This window comes from Pseudomonas sp. P5_109 (genome assembly GCF_034009455.1).
Classification (GTDB): Bacteria; Pseudomonadota; Gammaproteobacteria; order Pseudomonadales; family Pseudomonadaceae; genus Aquipseudomonas.
The window spans coordinates 6,275,564-6,300,000 of the sequence record NZ_CP125380.1 but is presented as its reverse complement, the minus strand read 5'-3'; the positions used below and the strand labels follow the sequence as shown (position 1 = coordinate 6,300,000).

Genomic DNA, 24,437 nt, shown 5'->3' with positions numbered 1-24,437 from the left:
TGTATGGAAGGGCCATCGCTCAACGGATAAAAGGTACTCCGGGGATAACAGGCTGATACCGCCCAAGAGTTCATATCGACGGCGGTGTTTGGCACCTCGATGTCGGCTCATCACATCCTGGGGCTGAAGCCGGTCCCAAGGGTATGGCTGTTCGCCATTTAAAGTGGTACGCGAGCTGGGTTTAGAACGTCGTGAGACAGTTCGGTCCCTATCTGCCGTGGACGTTTGAGATTTGAGAGGGGCTGCTCCTAGTACGAGAGGACCGGAGTGGACGAACCTCTGGTGTTCCGGTTGTCACGCCAGTGGCATTGCCGGGTAGCTATGTTCGGAAAAGATAACCGCTGAAAGCATCTAAGCGGGAAACTTGCCTCAAGATGAGATCTCACTGGGACCTTGAGTCCCCTGAAGGGCCGTCGAAGACTACGACGTTGATAGGTTGGGTGTGTAAGCGCTGTGAGGCGTTGAGCTAACCAATACTAATTGCCCGTGAGGCTTGACCATATAACACCCAAGCAATTTGACTACTCGAAAGAGCATCAGATTGCGGTGTGTGAAGACGAAAGAACCGAAAGTTCGAAATACTCACAAAACACCAAGCTATCACATACCCAATTTGCTGAAGCGCGGCCAACTGGCCACGACTCAGTACCCGAATTTCTTGACGACCATAGAGCGTTGGAACCACCTGATCCCATCCCGAACTCAGCAGTGAAACGATGCATCGCCGATGGTAGTGTGGGGTTTCCCCATGTGAGAGTAGGTCATCGTCAAGATTAAATTCCGAAACCCCTATCTGCGTATGCAGGTAGGGGTTTTGTTTTTGGCCGAAGAAAAGCCACGACTACTGGATTTCTATGCAATCGCTCGGCGCGTGGCTATCATGCGGGCCTCATTGTGAGGCGAGACCTGCATGCTGACGTTGTTAAAGCTTCTTAAAGATGGCCGATTCCATTCGGGTCAGGCGTTGGGTGCTGCCCTGGGCGTCAGTCGTAGTGCCGTGTGGAAGCAGCTTCAGCATTTAGAGGCTGAGCTGGGGTTGTCTATTCATAAGGTTCGTGGGCGCGGCTATCAATTGTCCGCGCCATTAGCGCTGCTCGATCCTGCCGAGATAAGCGCTCAGGCGCACTCTTGCGCCTGGCCTGTCCAGGTTCACGACTCAATCGACTCGACTAATGCCGAAGCGCTGCGCGCTATTGAGCGCGGGCAAACGGCACCGTTTGTGGTGCTTTCGGAGCGGCAGACAGCCGGTCGCGGGCGACGTGGTCGCAAGTGGGTCAGTCCGTTCGCAGAAAACGTCTATTACAGCCTGGTGCTGCGCATTGATGGCGGGATGCGCCAGTTGGAAGGCTTGAGTCTCGTCGTTGGGCTCGCAGTGTTGCAGACGTTGCGTGAACTCGGTGTTGCATCCGCTGGATTGAAATGGCCGAACGATGTCCTTGTAGGTCAGAAAAAAATCGCGGGAATACTGCTCGAGTTGGTTGGTGATCCTGCTGATGTGTGTCACGTGGTCCTGGGGGTTGGAATCAATGTGAACATGCAGTCCGCAGAAGAGGTGGACCAGCAATGGACATCCCTGCGGCTCGAGTCAGGCAAATTGTTTGATCGCAACCAATTGGTCGCGGTGTTGGGGGAGACGCTGCAGCGATACCTGGCTCGTCACCAGGCGGGTGGCTTTTTGGCCATCCAGTCAGAGTGGGAGCAAAATCACCTGTGGCAGGGGCGAAGCGTGTCGTTGATTGCCGGCGTCAATCAAATTGATGGTGAAGTGCTGGGCATTGATGGCCAGGGCGCCTTGCGCCTGAAGGTGGATGGCGTGGAGAAAGTCTTCAGTGGTGGTGAGTTGAGCCTGAGGTTGCGTGATGATTCTTGAGCTCGATTGTGGGAATAGTTTCATCAAGTGGCGTGTGCTTGCCGCAAATGCCGGGCAGGTGCTGGGTGAGGGGGTCGTCGATTCCGATCTTGGATTGCTGGAGGGGTTGGGGGCGCTCAAAGGGCTTGCCCTCACGTTTTGCCGGTTGGTGAGTGTCAGGACCGCGGAGGAAACCGCAGCGCTGACGTCTTTGCTCGGCGATACCTTTGATGTGCCAGTTGTGTGCGCAGCGCCTGCGCGCGAAATGTCAGGCGTGCGCAATGGGTATGAAGAGTTTGAGCGGCTGGGGCTGGATCGGTGGCTGGCAATGCTCGGAGGTTTTCATCTCGCTTCAGGTGCGTGCCTGGTGCTCGATTTCGGTACGGCCGTGACCGCTGACTTTGTCGCGGCGGATGGAGAGCACCTGGGTGGTTTCATCTGTCCGGGGATGCCGTTGATGCGCAACCAGTTGCGCACGCACACTCGCAAAATTCGTTATGGGGATCTGGCAGCCGAGCAGGCTCAGGAAAGTCTTGTTCCTGGTCGCGCGACTGTCGAGGCTGTAGAGCGTGGTTGTCTGTTGATGTTGCGCGGCTTCGTGCTGACCCAGCTCGAATTGGCGCGCAGCTACTGGGGTGAGGACTTTGCCGTATTCCTCACTGGGGGGGATGCGAGCCTGGTTGCTGAGGTCGTGCCTCACGCCAGGGTTGTTCCGGACTTGGTGTTTGTTGGATTGGCCATGGCCTGTCCCTTGTCCTGAGGTTTTTATGCGTTGGTTGTTTCTGCTGCTGCTTGTCCTCAATGGCTTCTACTACATCTGGCATCAACAAGAGGCTCCTTTGCGTGCGAAGGATGTCACGCCTTTGAGTCTGTATCGCGGGTCTCAGCAAGATATCCGCTTGTTGAGCGAAGCAAGTGACGTCTCCAAAGACAAGGGTAAGACTGTCTCGACAGACAATGGCTGCCTTTATCTGGGCGGCTATACGCGCCAGGAGGCCGCGCAGGCGGTTGAGCGTCGTCTAAGCGGGATGGAGGTCAAGTATCAGTCCCTGCCTAAAGCTGCAGCTGAAAGCGCGGGGTATTGGGTGCGTATCGCACCGGAAAGCCGGCGTTGGCTGGACGATCTGCAGCTGCAAAACCTTTCTAAAGAATTCAATGAGTTAAAACATAAAATAATGCCGTGCGAGGGGGTTGCGCCCGCTGAATAGTTTGCATAGAATGGCGCCCGCTCCACAGCGAACACCGGAAACGGTTAACGATGTGAAGCGAGGTCAACGCAGCTAACCTCAAGATTTGATTGAGAAAATGCTTGACAGAAGGCTGGCATGATGTAGAATGCCGGCTCGCTTAGGAGGGGTTCCCGAGCGGCCAAAGGGATCAGACTGTAAATCTGACGTCTACGACTTCGAAGGTTCGAATCCTTCCCCCTCCACCATTTTTAGCGAGAGCTGTAAGCGCTCGCGGGTATAGTTTAGTGGTAGAACCTCAGCCTTCCAAGCTGATGATGCGGGTTCGATTCCCGCTACCCGCTCCAAGTTTACAGGTTTTGCACAGTGTTACGCTCTTGTAGCTCAGTTGGTAGAGCACACCCTTGGTAAGGGTGAGGTCAGCGGTTCAAATCCGCTCAAGAGCTCCATATAACAAGGCAGATATGAAAATATCTGCCTTTGTTTTAGGTGGTAGTGGTTGCGCCTGAATGTGTTTCTGAAGGTTGCCGGTGTCGTGAATGTCGGTGTTGCAGTCAAGGTTGCCTAGTAAGTTGTTGTAAAGTCTTTTTCGGGTCGGCATAATGGTCGGCCTGATTTTGTTTTAGGTCAGTAGCTCAATTGGCAGAGCGACGGTCTCCAAAACCGTAGGTTGGGGGTTCGATTCCCTCCTGACCTGCCAGATTCACCTGGTGTGTCTGGCTTTCTTTTCACAGGATCTTCATAGATGACTCCTAAAGCTGAAGCTCAAGGCTCTCGTTTCGACCTCCTCAAGTGGCTTGTAGTAGTCGCTCTGGTGGTTGTTGGCGTTGTTGGCAATCAGTACTTTTCTGCTTCGCCGATCCTGTACCGCGTACTCGCATTGCTTGCTATTGCTGCTGTAGCTGCCTTTGTAGGCCTGCAGACGGTCAAGGGCAAGTCTTTCTTTGTACTGGTTAAGGAAGCGCGCACCGAAATTCGTAAAGTCGTTTGGCCAACTCGCCAAGAAACCACGCAGACCACGTTGATCGTTGTGGCTGTTGTCCTGGTTATGGCGTTGCTGTTGTGGGGGCTTGATTCCCTGCTCGGCTGGCTTGTTTCCTTGATTGTCGGCTAAGGGTGTCCCGTGGCTAAGCGTTGGTATGTTGTGCATGCTTACTCCGGTTACGAGAAGCATGTAATGCGCTCGCTGATCGAGCGCGTGAAGCTGGCTGGTATGGAAGATGGCTTCGGCGAAATTCTGGTTCCCACTGAAGAAGTGGTTGAGATGCGCAATGGCCAGAAGCGCAAAAGCGAACGTAAATTCTTCCCTGGCTACGTGCTGGTGCAGATGGATATGAACGAGGGTACTTGGCACTTGGTCAAGGATACTCCTCGGGTGATGGGTTTCATTGGCGGTACTGCCGATAAGCCTGCGCCGATCACCGATAAAGAGGCAGAAGCGATTCTGCGCCGCGTTGCTGATGGTAGCGACAAGCCGAAGCCGAAGACGTTGTTCGAGCCGGGTGAGTCGGTACGTGTCAATGACGGTCCGTTTGCGGACTTTACCGGTGTTGTTGAAGAAGTTAACTACGAAAAGAGCCGGATTCAGGTCGCAGTGCTCATTTTCGGTCGCTCTACTCCGGTGGAGCTCGAGTTCAGCCAGGTCGAAAAGGTCTAGTTGAGCAAGCATCCCAACCCCGCAGCCATAGGCTGTGGGGTTTTGTCGTCACTGGGATAAACGCGCAAGTAACCGGGGAGCCTCTCGAGGCGTTCGAACCCGTAATTGGAGTGCCTCATGGCCAAGAAGATTACCGCTTACATCAAGCTGCAAGTGAAGGCCGCTCAGGCTAACCCAAGCCCACCTGTTGGTCCTGCTCTGGGTCAGCACGGCGTGAACATCATGGAATTCTGCAAGGCTTTCAACGCCCGTACTCAGGGTCTTGAGCCAGGTCTGCCGACTCCAGTGATCATCACTGTCTACAGCGACCGTAGCTTCACTTTCGAAACCAAATCCACCCCTGCTTCGGTTCTGCTGAAGAAGGCGGCCGGTCTGACCAGCGGTTCCGCTCGTCCGAACACCGTTAAGGTTGGCACCGTGACTCGTGCTCAGCTGGAAGAAATCGCGAAAACCAAAAACGCGGATCTGACTGCAGCTGATATGGAAGCAGCCGTGCGTACTATCGCCGGTTCTGCTCGTAGCATGGGCCTTAACGTGGAGGGTGTGTAATGGCTAAGCTGACCAAGCGTCAAAAGGCTATCGCCGGCAAAATCGAAGCAGGCAAGGCCTACAACTTTGTAGACGCTGCTGCCCTGCTGGCTGAGCTGTCGACTGTCAAGTTCAGCGAGTCGTTCGACGTAGCTGTAAACCTGGGTGTTGACCCGCGTAAATCCGACCAGGTCGTTCGTAGCGCTACTGTGCTGCCACACGGCACTGGCAAGACCGTTCGCGTTGCTGTGTTCACCCAGGGTCCAGCTGCTGAAGCCGCTCTGGCTGCCGGCGCTGACCGCGTAGGCATGGACGACCTGGCTGCCGAAATGAAAGGCGGCGACCTGAACTATGACGTAGTGATCGCATCCCCGGATGCAATGCGCGTTGTAGGTCAACTGGGTCAGATCCTCGGTCCACGTGGCCTGATGCCTAACCCTAAAGTCGGCACCGTAACTCCAGACGTAGCTACCGCGGTTAAAAACGCCAAGGCTGGTCAGGTTCGTTATCGCACCGACAAAAACGGCATCATCCACACTTCCGTTGGCAAGATCGGCTTCGACGCCGTCAAGCTGAAGGAAAACGTTGAAGCCCTGATCGCTGATCTGAAGCGTATCAAGCCAGCTTCCTCGAAAGGCATTTACGTCAAGCGCGTTACCCTGAGCACCACTATGGGCCCAGGTCTGGTCATCGACCAAAGCTCGCTCGACGCGTAAGACAAAGATTGGCGCAAGCGATTGCGCCAATTGAAAAATTGGGGTCCCTGCCTGGCGGGGGCTATCCAAGACCGTAGGCGACGCAAGTCTTAAACCACAAGCCTACGCAGATGGTGCTCCCGGTTCCTTACCGAATCAGACACCAAAACGACATCCGGTTTCGACCGGATGAAACGGTAACAAGCAGGAGTTAAACCCGTGGCAATTAAACTCGAAGACAAGAAGGCCATCGTCGCTGAAGTCAACGAGGCTGCCAAAGTCGCTCTGTCCGCTGTCGTGGCTGATGCCCGTGGCGTAACAGTAGGCGCGATGACCGGACTCCGTAAAGAGGCTCGTGAAGCTGGCGTTTACGTACGTGTTGTACGTAACACCCTGCTCAAGCGCGCTGTTGCTGACACTGAATTCAGTGTCCTCAACGACGTGTTCACCGGCCCTACCCTGATTGCGTTCTCCAAAGAACATCCAGGCGCTGCTGCCCGGATCTTCAAGGAATTCGCAAAGGGTCAGGACAAGTTCGAGATCAAGGCAGCTGCGTTCGAGGGCAAGTTCCTCGCAGCTAACCAAATCGACGTACTGGCAACTCTGCCGACCCGTGACGAAGCAATTTCTCAGCTGATGAGCGTGATTCAAGGCGCTACCAGCAAATTGGCTCGTACTCTGGCGGCAATTCGCGACCAGAAAGAAGCTGCTGCAGCCTAAGGCTCGTCAACTTCTCGCGTTTTTTGTTTTTTTCGATGGTCGCGTAGGCCGTCCCCAATATCAGGAATTAGATTCATGTCTATCTCTCAGAACGATATCCTTGAAGCAGTTGGCAACATGTCCGTAATGGAAGTTGTTGAGCTGATCAAAGCTTTCGAAGAAAAATTCGGCGTTACCGCTGCTGCTGCTTCGGCTGGTCCAGCTGCTGCTGCCGCTGTTGTTGAAGAGCAAACCGAATTCAACGTCATGCTGACCGAAGCTGGCGAGAAGAAAGTTAACGTGATCAAGGCTGTACGTGAACTGACCGGTCTGGGCTTGAAAGAAGCCAAGGCTGTAGTTGACGGCGCACCTGCCATGGTTCTGGAAGCTGTTGCCAAAGACGCAGCTGACAAAGCCAAAGCAGCTCTGGAAGAAGCAGGCGCTAAAGTCGAGCTGAAGTAAGCATCGACTTTGCGTCTCCAGCCCGAGCGTTAAGCGACAGGCTGATGGCTGGTGGCTCTTGCCACCGGCCTTTTTCCGTTATTGGCAGCCGACTGGGTCGGTGCCGATAACGTGCTGTAACCACCCGATGCGGTGGCGCAAACCATGGGGTTTGCACGATTTTCTGGCTGCTCCCGTCGGGAGGGGCCAAACAAGCAGGTGACCAAGCTGGGGAACGCTGATGGCTTACTCATATACTGAGAAAAAACGTATCCGCAAGGACTTTAGCAAGTTGCCGGACGTCATGGATGTGCCGTACCTCCTGGCCATCCAGCTGGATTCGTATCGTGAATTCTTGCAAGCGGGAGCGACTAAAGATCAGTTCCGCGACGTGGGCCTGCATGCGGCCTTCAAATCCGTTTTCCCGATCATCAGCTACTCCGGCAATGCTGCGCTGGAGTACGTCGGATATCGTCTGGGCGAACCGGCATTTGATGTCAAAGAATGCGTATTGCGCGGTGTAACTTACGCCGTACCTTTGCGGGTAAAAGTGCGCCTGATCATTTTCGACAAAGAATCGTCGAACAAAGCGATCAAGGACATCAAAGAGCAAGAAGTCTACATGGGTGAAATTCCCCTGATGACTGAAAACGGTACCTTCGTAATCAACGGTACCGAGCGTGTAATCGTTTCCCAGCTGCACCGTTCCCCGGGCGTGTTCTTCGACCACGACCGTGGCAAGACGCACAGCTCCGGTAAACTGCTGTACTCCGCGCGCATCATTCCTTACCGCGGTTCGTGGCTGGACTTCGAGTTCGACCCGAAAGACTGCGTATTCGTGCGTATCGACCGTCGTCGCAAGCTGCCTGCCTCGGTACTGCTGCGCGCGCTTGGCTATACCACTGAAGAAGTGCTGGACGCGTTCTATACCACCAACGTATTCCACGTGAAGGGCGAGACCCTGAGCCTGGAGCTGGTGCCTCAGCGCCTGCGTGGTGAAATCGCTGTCCTCGATATTCAGGATGACAAAGGCAAGGTTATTGTCGAGCAGGGTCGTCGTATCACCGCTCGCCACATCAACCAGCTGGAAAAAGCCGGGATCAAAGAGCTGGATGTGCCTCTGGACTACGTCCTGGGCCGCACAACCGCCAAGGTCATCGTGCACCCGGCAACCGGCGAAATCCTGGCAGAGTGCAACACCGAGCTGAACACCGAGATCCTGGCCAAAATCGCCAAGGCCCAGGTTGTTCGCATCGAAACTCTGTACACCAACGATATCGACTGCGGTCCGTTCGTCTCCGACACCCTGAAGATCGACTCCACCAGCAACCAACTGGAAGCGCTGGTCGAGATCTATCGCATGATGCGTCCTGGCGAGCCGCCAACCAAAGACGCTGCCGAGACCCTGTTCAACAACCTGTTCTTCAGCCCTGAGCGCTATGACCTGTCTGCGGTCGGCCGGATGAAGTTCAACCGTCGTATCGGTCGTACCGAGATCGAAGGTTCGGGCGTGCTGTGCAAGGAAGACATCGTCGCGGTACTGAAGACCCTGGTCGACATCCGTAACGGTAAAGGCATCGTCGATGACATCGACCACCTGGGTAACCGTCGTGTTCGCTGCGTAGGCGAAATGGCCGAGAACCAGTTCCGCGTTGGCCTGGTACGTGTTGAGCGTGCGGTCAAAGAGCGTCTGTCGATGGCTGAAAGCGAAGGCCTGATGCCGCAAGACCTGATCAACGCCAAGCCAGTGGCTGCGGCGGTGAAAGAGTTCTTCGGTTCCAGCCAGCTGTCTCAGTTCATGGACCAGAACAACCCGCTGTCCGAGATCACCCACAAGCGTCGTGTCTCTGCACTCGGCCCTGGCGGTTTGACTCGTGAGCGTGCTGGTTTTGAAGTTCGTGACGTACACCCGACTCACTACGGTCGTGTATGCCCGATCGAAACGCCGGAAGGTCCGAACATCGGTCTGATCAACTCCCTGGCTGCCTATGCGCGCACCAACCAGTACGGCTTCCTGGAAAGCCCGTACCGCGTGGTGAAAGACGCTCTGGTCACCGACGAGATCGTGTTCCTGTCCGCCATTGAAGAAGCTGATCACGTGATCGCTCAGGCTTCGGCCACGATGAACGACAAGAAAGTCCTGATCGACGAGCTGGTAGCTGTTCGTCACCTGAACGAATTCACCGTCAAGGCGCCGGAAGACGTCACCTTGATGGACGTATCGCCGAAGCAGGTAGTTTCGGTTGCTGCGTCGCTGATTCCGTTCCTCGAGCACGACGACGCCAACCGTGCGTTGATGGGTTCGAACATGCAGCGTCAAGCTGTACCAACCCTGCGCGCTGACAAGCCGCTGGTAGGTACCGGCATGGAGCGTAACGTAGCCCGTGACTCCGGCGTTTGCGTCGTGGCTCGTCGTGGCGGCGTGATCGACTCCGTCGACGCCAGCCGTATCGTGGTTCGTGTTGCCGATGACGAAGTTGAAACCGGTGAAGCCGGTGTCGACATCTACAACCTGACCAAGTACACCCGCTCCAACCAGAACACCTGCATCAACCAGCGTCCGCTGGTGCGTAAGGGTGATCGGGTTCAGCGTAGCGACATCATGGCCGACGGCCCGTCCACCGACATGGGTGAACTGGCACTGGGCCAGAACATGCGCATCGCGTTCATGGCATGGAACGGCTTCAACTTCGAAGACTCCATCTGCCTGTCCGAGCGTGTTGTTCAGGAAGACCGTTTCACCACGATCCACATTCAGGAACTGACCTGTGTGGCCCGTGACACCAAGCTTGGCCCAGAGGAAATCACTGCAGACATCCCGAACGTGGGTGAAGCTGCACTGAACAAGCTGGACGAAGCCGGTATCGTTTACGTAGGTGCTGAAGTTGGCGCAGGCGACATCCTGGTGGGTAAGGTCACTCCGAAAGGCGAGACCCAACTGACTCCGGAAGAAAAACTGCTGCGTGCGATCTTCGGTGAAAAAGCCAGCGACGTTAAAGACACTTCCCTGCGTGTACCTACCGGTACCAAAGGTACTGTCATCGACGTACAGGTCTTCACCCGCGATGGCGTTGAGCGTGATGCTCGTGCCCTGTCGATCGAGAAGTCCCAGCTGGACGAGATCCGCAAGGACCTCAACGAAGAGTTCCGTATCGTCGAAGGCGCTACTTTCGAACGTCTGCGTTCCGCTCTGGTCGGCCACAAAGCCGAAGGCGGCGCCGGTCTGAAGAAAGGCCAGGACATCACCGACGAAGTTCTCGACGGTCTTGAGCACGGCCAGTGGTTCAAACTGCGCATGGCTGAAGACGCCCTGAACGAGCAGCTCGAGAAGGCCCAGGCCTACATCGTTGATCGTCGCCGTCTGCTGGACGACAAGTTCGAAGACAAGAAGCGCAAACTGCAGCAGGGCGATGACCTGGCTCCAGGCGTGCTGAAAATCGTCAAGGTTTACCTGGCAATCCGTCGTCGCATCCAGCCGGGCGACAAGATGGCCGGTCGTCACGGTAACAAGGGTGTGGTCTCCGTGATCATGCCGGTTGAAGACATGCCGCACGATGCCAATGGCACCCCGGTCGACGTCGTTCTCAACCCGTTGGGCGTACCTTCGCGTATGAACGTTGGTCAGATCCTCGAAACCCACCTGGGCCTCGCGGCCAAAGGTCTGGGCGAGAAGATCAATCGCATGATTGAAGAGCAGCGCAAAGTTGCCGAGCTGCGTAAATTCCTGCACGAGATCTACAACGAGATCGGCGGTCGTCAGGAAAGCCTCGATGACTTCTCGGACCAGGAAATCCTGGATCTGGCTCAAAACCTGCGTGGCGGCGTTCCAATGGCCACTCCAGTGTTCGACGGTGCCAAGGAAAGCGAAATCAAGGCCATGCTGAAACTGGCAGACCTGCCAGAAAGCGGCCAGATGCAGCTGACCGACGGCCGTACCGGCAACAAGTTCGAGCGCCCGGTTACCGTTGGCTACATGTACATGCTGAAGCTGAACCACTTGGTAGACGACAAGATGCACGCTCGTTCTACCGGTTCGTACAGCCTGGTTACCCAGCAGCCGCTGGGTGGTAAGGCGCAGTTCGGTGGTCAGCGTTTCGGGGAGATGGAGGTCTGGGCACTGGAAGCATACGGTGCCGCTTACACTCTGCAAGAAATGCTCACAGTGAAGTCGGACGATGTGAACGGCCGTACCAAGATGTACAAAAACATCGTGGATGGCGATCACCGTATGGAGCCGGGCATGCCCGAGTCCTTCAACGTGTTGATCAAGGAAATTCGTTCCCTCGGCATCGATATCGATCTGGAAACCGAATAACACGTGACGCGAATCGAGAGCGGGGCAGGATTGCCCGCTCTCTGCTCCGCCAGGAGGAAAGGCCTTGAAAGACCTACTGAATTTGCTGAAAAACCAGGGTCAAGTCGAAGAGTTCGACGCCATCCGTATCGGATTGGCATCGCCTGAGATGATCCGTTCGTGGTCGTTCGGTGAAGTTAAAAAGCCGGAAACCATCAACTACCGTACGTTCAAACCTGAGCGTGACGGCCTGTTCTGCGCCAAGATCTTTGGCCCGGTAAAGGATTACGAGTGCCTGTGCGGTAAGTACAAGCGCTTGAAGCACCGCGGTGTGATCTGCGAGAAGTGCGGCGTTGAAGTTGCACTGGCAAAAGTTCGTCGTGAGCGCATGGCGCACATCGAACTGGCCTCGCCTGTTGCCCACATCTGGTTCCTGAAATCGCTGCCGTCCCGTATCGGCTTGCTGATGGACATGACCCTGCGTGATATCGAACGCGTTCTCTATTTCGAGAGCTATGTCGTTATCGATCCAGGCATGACCACCCTTGAAAAAGGTCAGCTGCTGAACGACGAGCAGTACTTCGAAGCGCTGGAAGAATTCGGTGACGATTTCGATGCCCGCATGGGTGCCGAAGCTGTCCGCGAACTGCTGCACGCTATCGACCTGGAACACGAGATTGGCCGCCTGCGTGAAGAAATTCCGCAAACCAACTCCGAAACCAAGATCAAGAAGCTGTCCAAGCGTCTGAAGTTGATGGAAGCCTTCCAGGGTTCCGGCAACCTGCCAGAGTGGATGGTGCTGACCGTTCTGCCGGTTCTGCCGCCAGATCTGCGTCCACTGGTCCCTCTCGATGGCGGTCGCTTCGCGACTTCCGACCTCAACGATCTGTATCGTCGAGTGATCAACCGTAACAACCGTTTGAAGCGCCTGCTTGATCTGTCCGCTCCGGACATCATCGTGCGCAACGAAAAGCGTATGTTGCAGGAAGCTGTCGACGCACTGCTCGACAACGGCCGTCGTGGCCGCGCTATCACCGGTTCGAACAAGCGTCCTCTGAAATCCCTGGCTGACATGATCAAGGGTAAGCAGGGTCGTTTCCGTCAGAACTTGCTCGGTAAGCGTGTTGACTACTCGGGTCGTTCGGTAATTACCGTAGGTCCGACCCTGCGTCTGCACCAGTGTGGTCTGCCGAAGAAAATGGCTCTCGAGCTGTTCAAGCCGTTCATTTTCGGCAAGCTGGAAATGCGTGGTCTCGCTACCACCATCAAGGCTGCCAAGAAGATGGTCGAGCGCGAACTGCCAGAGGTTTGGGACGTTCTCGCTGAAGTGATTCGCGAACACCCGGTACTTCTCAACCGTGCACCGACCCTTCACCGTCTGGGTATCCAGGCGTTTGAACCGGTACTGATCGAAGGTAAGGCTATCCAGCTGCACCCTCTGGTCTGTGCTGCGTACAACGCCGACTTCGACGGCGACCAAATGGCCGTGCACGTACCGCTGACGCTGGAAGCCCAGTTGGAAGCGCGTGCGTTGATGATGTCGACCAACAACATTCTGTCGCCAGCCAACGGTGAGCCAATCATCGTTCCGTCGCAGGACGTTGTACTGGGTCTGTACTACATGACCCGTGAAGCGATCAACGCCAAGGGCGAAGGTCGTGTGTTCGCTGACCTGCAAGAAGTTGACCGTGTGTTCCGTGCCGGCGAAGCCGCACTGCACGCCAAGGTTAAAGTGCGCATCCACGAAACCGTCAACGACCGTGATGGCGGCAGCGTGAGCAACGTTCGTATCGTCGACACCACTGTCGGCCGTGCGCTGTTGTACCAGGTTGTGCCAAAAGGCCTGTCGTACGACGTCGTCAACTTGCCGATGAAGAAAAAGGCGATCTCCAAGCTGATCAACCAGTGCTACCGCGTGGTTGGTCTGAAAGAGACCGTGATCTTCGCTGACCAGTTGATGTACACCGGTTTTGCTTACTCGACCATTTCCGGCGTTTCCATCGGTGTTAACGACTTCGTTATCCCGGATGAAAAAGCCCGCATCATCAGTGCCGCCACTGACGAAGTGAAAGAGATCGAGAGCCAGTACGCCTCCGGCCTGGTAACCCAGGGCGAGAAGTACAACAAAGTGATCGACCTTTGGTCCAAGGCGAACGACGAAGTTTCCAAGGCGATGATGGCCAACCTCTCGAAAGAGAAAGTCATCGACCGTCATGGCGTCGAAGTCGACCAGGAGTCCTTCAACTCGATGTACATGATGGCTGACTCGGGTGCGCGGGGTTCCGCCGCACAGATTCGTCAGCTGGCCGGTATGCGTGGCCTGATGGCCAAGCCGGACGGTTCCATCATTGAAACGCCGATTACTGCGAACTTCCGTGAAGGTTTGAGCGTACTTCAGTACTTCATCTCTACTCACGGTGCTCGTAAGGGTCTTGCGGATACCGCGTTGAAAACGGCTAACTCCGGTTACCTGACTCGTCGTCTGGTGGACGTTGCACAAGACCTGGTTGTAACCGAGATCGATTGCGGCACCGAACACGGTCTGCTGATGACTCCGCACATTGAAGGCGGTGACGTTGTAGAGCCGTTGGGTGAGCGCGTATTGGGTCGTGTTATCGCCCGTGACGTATTCAAGCCAGGTACCGAGGACGTCATCGTTCCTGCTGGCACCCTGGTCGACGAGAAGTGGGTCGAGTTCATCGAACTCAACAGCATCGACGAAGTGATCGTTCGCTCGCCGATCAGCTGCGAAACCCGCTACGGCATTTGTGCCAAGTGCTACGGCCGTGACCTGGCTCGTGGTCACCAGGTGAACATCGGTGAAGCGGTCGGCGTTATCGCTGCCCAGTCCATCGGTGAGCCGGGTACCCAGCTGACGATGCGTACGTTCCACATCGGTGGTGCGGCAAGCCGGACCTCCGCTGCGGACAGCGTCCAGGTGAAGAATGGCGGTACCGTTCGTCTGCACAATTTGAAGCACGTGGAGCGAGTGGATGGCCACCTGGTTGCTGTGTCCCGTTCCGGTGAGCTGGCCATCGCTGATGACTTCGGTCGTGAGCGTGAGCGTTACAAGCTGCCGTACGGTGCCGTGATTTCGGTTAAAGAAGGTGACAAGGTCGACGCTGGCGCAATCGTGGCCAAGTGGGATCCGCACACTCACCCGATCGTTACCGAAATGAAAGGTACCGTGACCTACGTGGGCATGGAAGAAGGCATCACGATCAAGCGTCAGACTGACGAATTGACCGGTATGACCAACATTGAAGTACTCGACGCCAAAGATCGTCCAGCTGCCGGTAAAGACATCCGTCCTGCCGTGAAGATGGTCGACGACAACGGCAAGGATCTGTTGCTGCCAGGCACTGACGTTATCGCTCAGTACTTCCTGCCAGCCAACGCCCTGGTCGGTGTAGCGGACGGTGCGAAGATCGCGATCGGTGATGTTATCGCTCGTATCCCGCAAGAAACTTCGAAGACCCGTGACATCACCGGTGGTCTGCCGCGTGTTGCCGACTTGTTCGAAGCCCGTCGTCCGAAAGAAGCGTCGATTCTGGCTGAAGTCAGCGGCACCATCGCGTTCGGTAAAGAGACCAAGGGCAAGCGCCGCCTGGTTATCACCCCGAACGACGGTACCGATCCGTACGAAGAGCTGATTCCGAAGTGGCGTCACCTGAACGTGTTCGAAGGCGAACAGGTAAACCGTGGCGAAGTTATCTCCGACGGTCCGAGCGATCCACACGACATCCTGCGTCTGCTGGGTGTGAGTGCGCTGGCCAAGTACATTGTTAACGAGATCCAGGACGTTTACCGTCTGCAAGGCGTGAAGATCAACGACAAGCACATCGAGACCATCCTGCGTCAGATGCTGCGTAAAGTTGAAATCGCTGAATCCGGCGATTCCAGTTTCATCAAGGGCGACCAGATGGAACTGACTCACGTACTGGTAGAGAACGAGCGTCTGAGCGGCGAAGACAAATTTGTCTCCAAGTTCACTCGCGTTCTGCTGGGTATCACCAAGGCGTCGTTGTCCACCGAATCGTTCATCTCGGCGGCTTCCTTCCAGGAAACCACTCGCGTACTGACCGAAGCGGCGGTAACCGGCAAGCGCGACTACCTGCGCGGCCTGAAAGAAAACGTGGTCGTGGGTCGTCTGATCCCGGCCGGTACCGGCCTGGCATATCACAGCGAGCGTAAGCGCCGTCGTGAAGCAGACAAGCCGTTGCGCGTAAGCGCCAGTGAAGTGGAAGCTGCACTGACCGAAGCGCTGAACTCGAGCGGTAACTGAGTTCTGCGGTAAATGAGAGTGAGGCCCTGGTCGCTCCGTTCATCGAATCGAGACAATTTGTCGAGACTGGATGAGCGGGGAGGGCGGGGCCTTGCCTTGACTGGGGACAAGATCCTCTTTAGACTCTTGTACCCCTAAATTTGGCGGGAACTCGTTCCTGCCATTTTGCTTTTCTTGCAAGACAATAGCGTCGCAAGACAACAGTGGAGCTAGTAGATGGCAACTATCAACCAGCTGGTACGTCAGCCGCGTAAGCGTATCGTCGAGAAATCCGACGTGCCTGCGCTGCAGAACTGCCCGCAACGTCGTGGCGTGTGCACCCGTGTGTACACCACTACGCCGAAAAAACCTAACTCGGCACTGCGTAAAGTATGCCGTGTGCGTCTGACCAACGGTTTCGAGGTTTCCTCGTACATCGGTGGTGAAGGCCACAACCTGCAAGAGCACAGCGTGGTACTGATCCGCGGCGGTCGTGTAAAAGACTTGCCAGGTGTTCGTTACCACACCGTTCGCGGCTCCTTGGATACTTCCGGCGTTAAAGGCCGTAACCAGGGTCGTTCGAAGTACGGTACCAAGCGTCCGAAGTAATCGGCCGTTTTGCAGTTTTTCATTTTATTGAGTCGATAAGAGTAAGGTCGGGCACGCATCCATAGGAGCTGTCCCGGGCTAACCTGAAGACCGTTTGAGGGCTTATCAATGCCAAGACGTCGCGTAGCAGCCAAGCGTGAGATTCTGGACGATCCGAAATACGGAAGCCAAATCCTCGCCAAATTCATGAACCACGTAATGGAAAGCGGCAAGAAAGCCGTTGCCGAGCGTATCGTTTATGGTGCCCTGGATACCGTGAAGGCTCGTAAGGCCGGAACCGATCCCCTGGAACTCTTCGAAAAAGCACTCGACGCCATCGCTCCGCTGGTCGAAGTGAAGTCGCGCCGCGTTGGTGGTGCTACTTACCAGGTTCCGGTCGAGGTTCGTCCTTCCCGTCGTAACGCTCTGGCAATGCGCTGGTTGGTAGACTACGCCCGCAAGCGCGGCGAGAAGTCTATGGCTCTGCGTTTGGCTGGCGAACTGTTGGACGCTGCCGAAGGTAAAGGTGCTGCAGTTAAGAAGCGTGAAGACGTGCACCGTATGGCTGAAGCCAACAAGGCTTTCTCGCACTACCGCTTCTAATTTTTGCGTCACTAATTTTGCGAGGGCTTTATGGCTCGTACTACACCGATTAATCGCTACCGTAACATTGGTATCGTTGCTCACGTGGATGCTGGTAAAACCACCACCACCGAGCGCGTCCTTTTTTACACGGGCAAAAGCCACAAGATGGGCGAGGTGCATGACGGCGCCGCGACCACAGACTGGATGGTGCAGGAGCAGGAGCGTGGTATTACCATTACTTCTGCTGCTATTACCGCCTTCTGGCAGGGTTCTGCGAAGCAGCACAAGGACCAGTACCGTTTCAACGTCATCGATACCCCGGGCCACGTAGACTTCACTATTGAAGTTGAGCGTTCCCTGCGTGTACTCGACGGCGCGGTCGTTGTGTTCTGTGGTACTTCCGGCGTTGAGCCGCAGTCCGAAACCGTATGGCGTCAAGCCAACAAGTACGGTGTTCCACGTATCGTTTACGTGAACAAGATGGACCGTGCCGGTGCGAACTTCCTGCGCGTGATCGCTCAGATCAAGCAGCGTCTGGGTCACACTCCGGTGCCTATCCAGCTGGCTATCGGTTCCGAAGACAACTTCCAGGGTCAGATCGATCTGATGACCATGGAAGCGGTTTACTGGAACGATGCCGACAAGGGTATGACTCCTCGTCGTGAAGCCATCCCTGCTGAACTGCAGGAACTGGCTGAAGAGTGGCGCAACAACATGGTTGAGGCTGCGGCCGAAGCCAGCGAAGAGCTGATGAACAAGTACCTTGAAGGTGAAGAACTCACCGTCGAGGAAATCAAGGGTGCTCTGCGTCAGCGTACTATCGCTGGTGAGATCGTTCTGGCTGTTTGCGGTTCTTCCTTCAAGAACAAGGGTGTTCCCCTGGTTCTCGACGCCGTTATCGACTACCTGCCGGCTCCAACCGACATTCCTGCCATCAAGGGTACTGACCCGGATGACGAGGAAAAGCAGATGGAGCGTCATGCAGACGACAACGAGCCGTTCTCGGCTCTGGCGTTCAAGATCGCTACCGACCCATTCGTGGGTACCTTGACCTTCGTCCGTGTTTACTCGGGCGTGTTGGCCTCCGGCGACGGCGTGATCAACTCGGTCAAAGGCAAGAAAGAGCGTGTGGGTCGTATGGTGCAGATGCACGCAAACGCCCGCGAAGAGATCAAGGAAGTGCGCGCTGGCGACATCGCGGCCCTGATCGGCATGAAGGACGTCACCACTGGTGAAACCTTGTGCAACGCTGACAAGCCAATCATCCTGGTTCGCATGGACTTCCCGGAGCCGGTTATTTCGGTTGCCGTTGAGCCTAAGACCAAGGATGACCAGGAAAAAATGGGTATCGCTCTGGGCAAACTTGCTCAGGAAGACCCGTCTTTCCGCGTCAAGACTGATGAAGAGACTGGTCAAACGATCATCTCTGGCATGGGCGAGTTGCACCTGGACATCCTGGTTGACCGGATGCGCCGTGAGTTCAACGTCGAAGCCAACATCGGCAAGCCTCAGGTTTCGTATCGTGAGCGCATCACGAAGAATTGCGAAATCGAAGGCAAGTTCGTTCGTCAGTCCGGCGGTCGTGGCCAGTTCGGCCATTGCTGGATCCGTTTTGCTCCTGCTGACGAAGGTCAGGAAGGTCTGCAATTCGTGAACGAAGTAGTGGGTGGTGTGGTTCCTAAGGAATACATCCCGGCTATCCAGAAGGGTATCGAAGAGCAGATGAAGAACGGCGTAGTTGCCGGCTATCCGCTGATCGGCCTGAAGGCTACCGTGTTTGATGGTTCTTACCACGACGTCGACTCGAACGAGATGGCGTTTAAGGTGGCTGCTTCCATGGCGACCAAGCAACTGGCCCAGAAGGGCGGTGGTGAGTTGCTCGAGCCGATCATGGCGGTAGAGGTTGTTACGCCTGAAGACTATATGGGTGACGTGATGGGCGACCTTAACCGTCGTCGCGGCATGATTCTGGGTATGGAAGACACGGTCTCCGGTAAGGTGATCCGTGCTGAAGTTCCGTTGGGCGAGATGTTCGGTTATGCGACCGACGTTCGTTCGATGTCCCAGGGTCGCGCAAGCTACTCTATGGAATTCAAAAAATACAATACAGCTCCGTCGCACATCGTCGAAACTGTAACCAAAAAACAAGGCTGATTCAGTCCTTTAGGCAAGGAGTTAATTGTCGTGGCTAAAGAAAAATTTGATCGTTCCCTACCGCACGTCAACGTTGGCACCATCGGTCACGTTGACCACGGTAAAACCACTCTGACCGCAGCTCTGACTCGCGTTTGCTCCGAAGTTTTCGGTTCCGCAATCGTTGATTTCGATAAAATCGACAGCGCTCCAGAAGAAAAAGCTCGTGGTATCACCATCAACACCGCGCACGTCGAGTACAACTCGAAGATCCGTCACTACGCTCACGTTGACTGCCCAGGTCACGCTGACTATGTGAAGAACATGATCACCGGTGCTGCCCAGATGGACGGCGCGATCCTGGTTTGCTCGGCCGCTGATGGTCCGATGCCACAAACCCGTGAACACATCCTGCTGTCCCGTCAGGTAGGCGTTCCGTACATCGTGGTTTTCCTGAACAAGGCTGACCTGGTAGACGACGCTGAGCTGCTGGAACTGGTCGAGATGGAAGTTCGCGACCTGCTGTCCACCTACGACTTCCCGGGCGATGACACTCCAATCATCATCGGTTCGGCTCGTATGGCGCTGGAAGGCAAAGACGACAACGAAATGGGCACCACTGCCGTTCGTAAACTGGTTGAAACCCTGGACAGCTACATCCCAGAACCAGAGCGTGCTATCGACAAGCCATTCCTGATGCCAATCGAAGACGTATTCTCGATCTCGGGTCGTGGTACTGTTGTGACTGGTCGTATCGAGCGCGGTATCGTTCGCGTTCAAGATGCACTGGAAATCGTTGGTCTGCGTGACACCACCACCACCACCTGCACCGGTGTTGAAATGTTCCGCAAGCTGCTCGACGAAGGTCGTGCTGGCGAGAACTGCGGCGTTCTGCTGCGTGGTACCAAGCGTGACGACGTTGAGCGTGGCCAGGTTCTGGTTAAGCCAGGTTCGGTTAAGCCGCACACCAAGTTCACCGCAGAAGTTTACGTTCTGAGCAAGGAAGAAGGCGGTCGTCACACTCCGTTCTTCAAAGGCTACCGTCCACAGTTCTACTTCCGTACTACTGACGTGACTGGTAACTGCCAGCTGCCAGAAGGCGTTGAAATGGTAATGCCAGGTGATAACATCCAGATGGAAGTTACCCTGATCAAGACCATCGCAATGGAAGACGGCCTGCGTTTCGCTATCCGTGAAGGCGGTCGTACCGTCGGCGCTGGCGTCGTAGCCAAAATCATCGAGTAAGCATCTCTTTTGAGATAGCTTCGATGCTTTGAAAGGCCCCCGCTCAGCGGGGGCTTTTTTATTGGGTTGACACCCATCTGGGGCGTCTATAGAATTGCGCCTCCTTTTAACGGGCGTATTGCGCCCGGTGGGAATAGCAGCCGGAGTCTGAAATCCAATGCAAAATCAGCAAATCCGTATCAGGTTGAAGGCTTTCGACCATCGCCTGATCGACCAATCAACCCAGGAAATCGTGGAAACCGCGAAACGTACTGGTGCTCAAGTGCGTGGTCCAATTCCACTGCCTACCCGTAAAGAGCGGTTCACCGTTCTGGTCTCCCCGCACGTCAACAAAGACGCGCGTGACCAGTACGAGATCCGTACTCATAAGCGCGTTCTGGACATCGTCCAGCCAACGGATAAAACCGTTGATGCTCTTATGAAGCTTGATCTTGCGGCCGGTGTGGAAGTGCAGATCAGCCTCGGCTAAGACTCGGTCTTAGTCGTGTAACGCTCTGAAATGGGCGGCCATAGCGGGTGAAAGCCCCGTACACTCATGAGGTTTACAACATGACTATTGGTGTAGTCGGTCGTAAATGCGGTATGACCCGTATTTTCACCGAAGAAGGTGTCTCCATTCCGGTCACGGTCATTGAGATCGAACCGAATCGCGTCACCCAGTTCAAAACTGAAGAGACCGATGGCTATCGTGCAGTGCAAGTCACTGTCGGCGAGCGTCGTGCTTCGCGTGTAACAGCAGCTCAGGCTGGCCACTTCGCTAAAGCGAACGTTGCCGCTGGTCGTACCGTAATGGAATTCCGCCTTGAAGAAGGCGAGTACCAGGCCGGCGATCTGATCAACGCTGAAATCTTCGCCGCTGGTCAACTGGTTGATGTAACCGGTCAGTCCAAGGGTAAAGGCTTCCAGGGTACGATCAAGCGTTGGAATTTCCGCGGGCAAGATAACACCCACGGTAACTCCGTATCCCACCGCGTTCCAGGCTCTATCGGCCAGTGCCAGACTCCTGGTCGTGTATTCAAGGGCAAAAAAATGTCCGGTCATATGGGCGCTGAGCGCGTGACCGTGCAGTCCCTCGAAGTAGTGCGCGTGGACGCTGAACGCAATCTGTTGTTGGTCAAGGGCGCTGTTCCTGGCGCTACTGGCGGCAACTTGGTTGTACGTCCAGCAGCCAAGGCTCGCGGTTAAGGGGAAGCTGACATGCAATTAAATGTAAATGACGCTCAAGCGATCGAAGTTTCCGAACTGACATTTGGCGGCGAATTCAACGAGACGCTGGTTCACCAAGCAGTCGTAGCCTACATGGCTGGCGGTCGTCAGGGTTCCAAGCAGCAAAAGACCCGTTCCGACGTTCGTGGTGGCGGTAAGCGCCCATGGCGTCAGAAAGGTACTGGCCGTGCTCGTGCCGGTACTATCCGTAGCCCAATCTGGCGTGGCGGCGGTACCACTTTCGCAGCTCGTCCTCAGGATCACTCCCAGAAGCTGAACAAGAAGATGTATCGCGCAGCAATGCGTTCCATCCTTGCTGAGCTGGTGCGTACTGATCGTCTGGTCGTGGTTCAGGATTTCGCCGTTGAAACGCCGAAAACCAAAGACCTGCTGGGCAAACTGAACAACATGAGCCTGACCGACGTTCTGATCGTGTCCGACGCTGTTGATCAGAACCTGTACCTGGCTGCTCGTAACCTGCCACACGTAGATGTACGTGACGTGCAAGGTTCCGATCCAGTTAGTCTGATCGCATACGACAAGGTGTTGATCACCGTGTCGGCCGTGAAGAAATTCGAGGAGCTGCTGGGATGAACCAGGAACGCGTATTTAAAGTTCTGCTTGGCCCGCACGTTTCCGAGAAGGCTACGGTTCTGGCAGACAAGAAAGGCCAGTTCGTTTTCAAGGTTGCTACTGATGCAACCAAGCTGGAAATCAAGAAGGCCGTCGAAAGCCTGTTCAGCGTGAAAGTAGAGCGTGTTACTACCCTGAACGTTCTGGGTAAGAGCAAGCGCACTGCTCGCGGTCTGGGCAAGCGTAATGACTGGAAGAAGGCAGTTATCTCCCTTCAGCCAGGCCAAGATCTCGATTTCAGCAGCAGTGCTGAGTAAGGAAGGGGTGCATCATGGCAATCGTTAAATGCAAACCGACTTCCCCTGGCCGCCGTTTTGTGGTCAAGGTGGTCAACCAGGAGCTGCATAAAGGCGCTCCTCACGCACCGCTGCTCGAGAAGAAGTCGAAGACTGGTGGTCGTAACAACAATGGCCGTATTACCACTCGTCACATCGGTGGTGGTCATAAGCAGCATTACCGTATGGTCGATTTCCGTCGCAACGACAAAGATGGCATCGTCGCCACTGTCGAGCGTATCGAATACGATCCAAACCGTACTGCTCACATCGCACTGCTCTGCTACGCAGACGGCGAGCGCCGCTACATCATCGCCCCTAAAGGCGTGAGTGCTGGCGACACGCTGATCGCGGGCGCTCTGGCTCCAATCAAGCCAGGCAACGCTCTGCAACTGCGCAACATTCCAGTCGGTTCTACCGTACACGGCATCGAACTGAAGCCAGGTAAAGGCGCACAGATCGCTCGTTCCGCTGGTGCTTCGGCTCAGCTGATCGCTCGTGAAGGCGTGTACGTTACCCTGCGTCTGCGTTCCGGTGAAATGCGTAAAGTCCTGGCTGAATGCCGTGCGACCCTGGGCGAAGTCTCGAACTCCGAGCACAGCCTGCGTTCGCTGGGTAAAGCTGGTGCCAAACGCTGGCGTGGCGTTCGCCCAACCGTTCGTGGTGTTGCCATGAACCCGGTTGACCACCCACATGGTGGTGGTGAAGGTCGTACCTCTGGTGGTCGTCATCCGGTATCGCCATGGGGCTTCCCGACTAAGGGCGCGAAGACTCGTGGTAATAAGCGTACCGACAAAATGATCGTCCGTCGTCGCAAGTAAATAGAGGGATACGACAGTGCCACGTTCTCTGAAAAAAGGTCCTTTTATCGATCTTCACCTACTGAAGAAGATCGAAGTGGCGGCGGAAAAGAACGATCGCAAACCGGTGAAAACCTGGTCGCGTCGTTCGATGATCCTGCCACAAATGGTCGGTCTGACCATCGCAGTACACAACGGTCGTCAGCACGTCCCAGTTCTCGTGAACGAAGACATGGTCGGCCACAAACTGGGCGAGTTCGCCGGTACCCGCACTTATCGCGGGCACGTGGCTGACAAGAAAGCCAAGCGTTAAGGGGTTAGGAAATGGAAGTAGCCGCTAAGTTGTCGGGCGCTCGAATCTCCGCCCAGAAAGCCCGCTTGGTCGCCGACCAGATCCGCGGGAAGAAGGTGGGCGAAGCGCTCAACCTGTTGGCTTTCAGCAGTAAGAAAGCCGCCGAGATCATGAAGAAAGTGCTGGAGTCGGCCGTAGCCAACGCCGAGCATAACGAAGGCGCAGACGTTGATGACCTGAAGGTCAGCACTGTTTTCGTCAACGAAGGGCGTTCGCTGAAGCGCATCATGCCACGTGCCAAAGGCCGTGCTGATCGCATCGTCAAGCGGTCTTGCCATATCACTGTCAAGGTTGCTGACAAGTAACGGAGTCGAAGAGATGGGTCAGAAAGTACATCCCATTGGCATTCGCCTGGGAATCGTCAAGGAGCACACCTCCGTCTGGTACGCAGACGGTCGGACTTATGCGGACTATTTGCTCGCAGATCTGAATGTGCGTGAGTACCTCCAAGACAAACTAAAAAGCGCGTCCGTAAGCCGTATCGATATCCATCGTCCGGCCCAAACTGCACGCATCACCATCCACACCGCTCGTCCAGGTATCGTTATCGGGAAGAAAGGTGAAGATGTTGAGAAACTGCGTCAGGACCTGACCAAGCAAATGGGTGTGCCTGTGCACATCAATATCGAAGAGATCCGCAAGCCGGAACTCGACGGTATGCTGGTTGCGCAGAGCGTAGCTCAGCAGCTGGAGCGTCGCGTAATGTTCCGTCGCGCTATGAAGCGCGCTGTACAGAACGCAATGCGCATTGGTGCCAAAGGCATCAAAATCCAAGTGAGCGGTCGTCTCGGCGGTGCTGAAATCGCACGTACTGAATGGTATCGCGAAGGTCGTGTGCCATTGCACACCCTGCGTGCCGACATCGACTATGCCAACTACGAAGCTCACACCACTTACGGTGTGATCGGTGTAAAGGTTTGGATCTTCAAAGGCGAAGTAATTGGTGGTCGCCAAGAAGAACTGAAACCACAAGCACCAGCGCCTCGTAAAAAAGCTGCTAAGTAAG

Annotated in this window: 23 protein-coding genes, 4 tRNA genes and 2 rRNA genes (1 of these 29 cut by a window edge); all 29 read left to right on the top strand. The window is 55.5% G+C overall.

Features of this window, described 5'->3' with window-relative positions; genetic code table 11:
* Positions 1 to 501, top strand: a 23S ribosomal RNA gene (locus tag QMK54_RS28115) (it extends 2,391 nt beyond the left edge of the window).
* A 156-nt stretch (positions 502 to 657) separates the two neighbouring features.
* A 5S ribosomal RNA gene (gene rrf / locus QMK54_RS28110) occupies positions 658 to 773 on the top strand.
* Between the two features lie 137 nt (positions 774 to 910).
* Positions 911 to 1,870, top strand: a complete 960-nt coding sequence (gene birA / locus QMK54_RS28105; RefSeq protein WP_320401653.1) for a bifunctional biotin--[acetyl-CoA-carboxylase] ligase/biotin operon repressor BirA — start codon at positions 911 to 913, stop codon at positions 1,868 to 1,870.
* Entirely contained in the window at positions 1,860 to 2,609 is a 750-nt protein-coding gene (locus tag QMK54_RS28100; protein WP_320401652.1) for a pantothenate kinase, read from the top strand. Before birA ends, QMK54_RS28100 begins: the two co-directional genes overlap by 11 nt.
* Positions 2,610 to 2,616: 7 nt before the next feature.
* Positions 2,617 to 3,057 (top strand): hypothetical protein, encoded by a 441-nt coding sequence (locus QMK54_RS28095; RefSeq protein WP_320401651.1) that lies wholly within the window; start codon positions 2,617 to 2,619, stop codon positions 3,055 to 3,057.
* 142 nt (positions 3,058 to 3,199) lie between these two features.
* Positions 3,200 to 3,284, top strand: a tRNA-Tyr gene (locus tag QMK54_RS28090).
* A gap of 25 nt (positions 3,285 to 3,309) precedes the next feature.
* A tRNA-Gly gene (locus tag QMK54_RS28085) sits at positions 3,310 to 3,383 on the top strand.
* Between the two features lie 26 nt (positions 3,384 to 3,409).
* Positions 3,410 to 3,485 (top strand) — tRNA-Thr (locus QMK54_RS28080).
* 175 nt (positions 3,486 to 3,660) lie between these two features.
* Positions 3,661 to 3,736 (top strand) — tRNA-Trp (locus QMK54_RS28075).
* A 45-nt stretch (positions 3,737 to 3,781) separates the two neighbouring features.
* Positions 3,782 to 4,150 (top strand): preprotein translocase subunit SecE, encoded by a 369-nt coding sequence (gene secE / locus QMK54_RS28070; protein WP_007984402.1) that lies wholly within the window; start codon positions 3,782 to 3,784, stop codon positions 4,148 to 4,150.
* 9 nt (positions 4,151 to 4,159) lie between these two features.
* Positions 4,160 to 4,693 carry a transcription termination/antitermination protein NusG gene (gene nusG / locus QMK54_RS28065; protein ID WP_007984405.1) on the top strand — a complete coding sequence of 178 codons (534 nt, stop codon included), beginning with the start codon at positions 4,160 to 4,162 and terminating at the stop codon, positions 4,691 to 4,693.
* 117 nt (positions 4,694 to 4,810) lie between these two features.
* Positions 4,811 to 5,242 carry a 50S ribosomal protein L11 gene (gene rplK / locus QMK54_RS28060; RefSeq protein ID WP_007933726.1) on the top strand — a complete coding sequence of 144 codons (432 nt, stop codon included), beginning with the start codon at positions 4,811 to 4,813 and terminating at the stop codon, positions 5,240 to 5,242.
* Entirely contained in the window at positions 5,242 to 5,937 is a 696-nt protein-coding gene (gene rplA, locus QMK54_RS28055; RefSeq protein ID WP_003186095.1) for a 50S ribosomal protein L1, read from the top strand. Before rplK ends, rplA begins: the two co-directional genes overlap by 1 nt.
* Before the next feature lie 198 nt (positions 5,938 to 6,135).
* Complete coding sequence (rplJ, locus tag QMK54_RS28050; protein WP_007970413.1) at positions 6,136 to 6,636, top strand: 50S ribosomal protein L10; 501 nt, start codon at positions 6,136 to 6,138, stop codon at positions 6,634 to 6,636.
* Positions 6,637 to 6,711: 75 nt separating this feature from the next.
* Entirely contained in the window at positions 6,712 to 7,077 is a 366-nt protein-coding gene (gene rplL / locus QMK54_RS28045) for a 50S ribosomal protein L7/L12 (RefSeq protein WP_056855887.1), read from the top strand.
* A gap of 220 nt (positions 7,078 to 7,297) precedes the next feature.
* A complete protein-coding gene (rpoB, locus tag QMK54_RS28040) occupies positions 7,298 to 11,371 on the top strand; it encodes a DNA-directed RNA polymerase subunit beta (protein ID WP_053162836.1) in 4,074 nt (1,357 codons plus the stop codon).
* 64 nt (positions 11,372 to 11,435) lie between these two features.
* Positions 11,436 to 15,635, top strand: coding sequence for a DNA-directed RNA polymerase subunit beta' (gene rpoC / locus QMK54_RS28035; protein ID WP_110657201.1), 4,200 nt, complete (start codon positions 11,436 to 11,438; stop codon positions 15,633 to 15,635).
* A 216-nt stretch (positions 15,636 to 15,851) separates the two neighbouring features.
* Positions 15,852 to 16,223, top strand: a complete 372-nt coding sequence (gene rpsL / locus QMK54_RS28030) for a 30S ribosomal protein S12 (protein ID WP_003186084.1) — start codon at positions 15,852 to 15,854, stop codon at positions 16,221 to 16,223.
* Between the two features lie 108 nt (positions 16,224 to 16,331).
* Positions 16,332 to 16,805 carry a 30S ribosomal protein S7 gene (gene rpsG / locus QMK54_RS28025; protein WP_007994653.1) on the top strand — a complete coding sequence of 158 codons (474 nt, stop codon included), beginning with the start codon at positions 16,332 to 16,334 and terminating at the stop codon, positions 16,803 to 16,805.
* Between the two features lie 30 nt (positions 16,806 to 16,835).
* Positions 16,836 to 18,941, top strand: coding sequence for an elongation factor G (gene fusA, locus QMK54_RS28020; RefSeq protein WP_057713099.1), 2,106 nt, complete (start codon positions 16,836 to 16,838; stop codon positions 18,939 to 18,941).
* A 30-nt stretch (positions 18,942 to 18,971) separates the two neighbouring features.
* Positions 18,972 to 20,165, top strand: coding sequence for an elongation factor Tu (gene tuf / locus QMK54_RS28015; protein ID WP_008053875.1), 1,194 nt, complete (start codon positions 18,972 to 18,974; stop codon positions 20,163 to 20,165).
* 157 nt (positions 20,166 to 20,322) lie between these two features.
* On the top strand, positions 20,323 to 20,634 hold the full coding sequence (gene rpsJ, locus QMK54_RS28010) for a 30S ribosomal protein S10 (RefSeq protein WP_003186070.1): 312 nt from the start codon (positions 20,323 to 20,325) through the stop codon (positions 20,632 to 20,634).
* A gap of 80 nt (positions 20,635 to 20,714) precedes the next feature.
* Positions 20,715 to 21,350 (top strand): 50S ribosomal protein L3, encoded by a 636-nt coding sequence (gene rplC / locus QMK54_RS28005; RefSeq protein WP_003186059.1) that lies wholly within the window; start codon positions 20,715 to 20,717, stop codon positions 21,348 to 21,350.
* 12 nt (positions 21,351 to 21,362) lie between these two features.
* Complete coding sequence (gene rplD / locus QMK54_RS28000) at positions 21,363 to 21,965, top strand: 50S ribosomal protein L4 (protein ID WP_003228735.1); 603 nt, start codon at positions 21,363 to 21,365, stop codon at positions 21,963 to 21,965.
* Positions 21,962 to 22,261, top strand: a complete 300-nt coding sequence (rplW, locus tag QMK54_RS27995) for a 50S ribosomal protein L23 (protein ID WP_002555488.1) — start codon at positions 21,962 to 21,964, stop codon at positions 22,259 to 22,261. Before rplD ends, rplW begins: the two co-directional genes overlap by 4 nt.
* A gap of 14 nt (positions 22,262 to 22,275) precedes the next feature.
* The gene (gene rplB / locus QMK54_RS27990; RefSeq protein ID WP_008018194.1) at positions 22,276 to 23,100 is read left to right on the top strand and encodes a 50S ribosomal protein L2; all 825 of its coding nucleotides are present in this window, start codon (positions 22,276 to 22,278) and stop codon (positions 23,098 to 23,100) included.
* 16 nt (positions 23,101 to 23,116) lie between these two features.
* A complete protein-coding gene (rpsS, locus tag QMK54_RS27985; protein ID WP_002555486.1) occupies positions 23,117 to 23,392 on the top strand; it encodes a 30S ribosomal protein S19 in 276 nt (91 codons plus the stop codon).
* Between the two features lie 11 nt (positions 23,393 to 23,403).
* A complete protein-coding gene (gene rplV, locus QMK54_RS27980) occupies positions 23,404 to 23,736 on the top strand; it encodes a 50S ribosomal protein L22 (protein WP_003103908.1) in 333 nt (110 codons plus the stop codon).
* Positions 23,737 to 23,749: 13 nt separating this feature from the next.
* The gene (gene rpsC / locus QMK54_RS27975; protein ID WP_007970424.1) at positions 23,750 to 24,436 is read left to right on the top strand and encodes a 30S ribosomal protein S3; all 687 of its coding nucleotides are present in this window, start codon (positions 23,750 to 23,752) and stop codon (positions 24,434 to 24,436) included.
* Position 24,437: the final 1 nt, after the last annotated feature.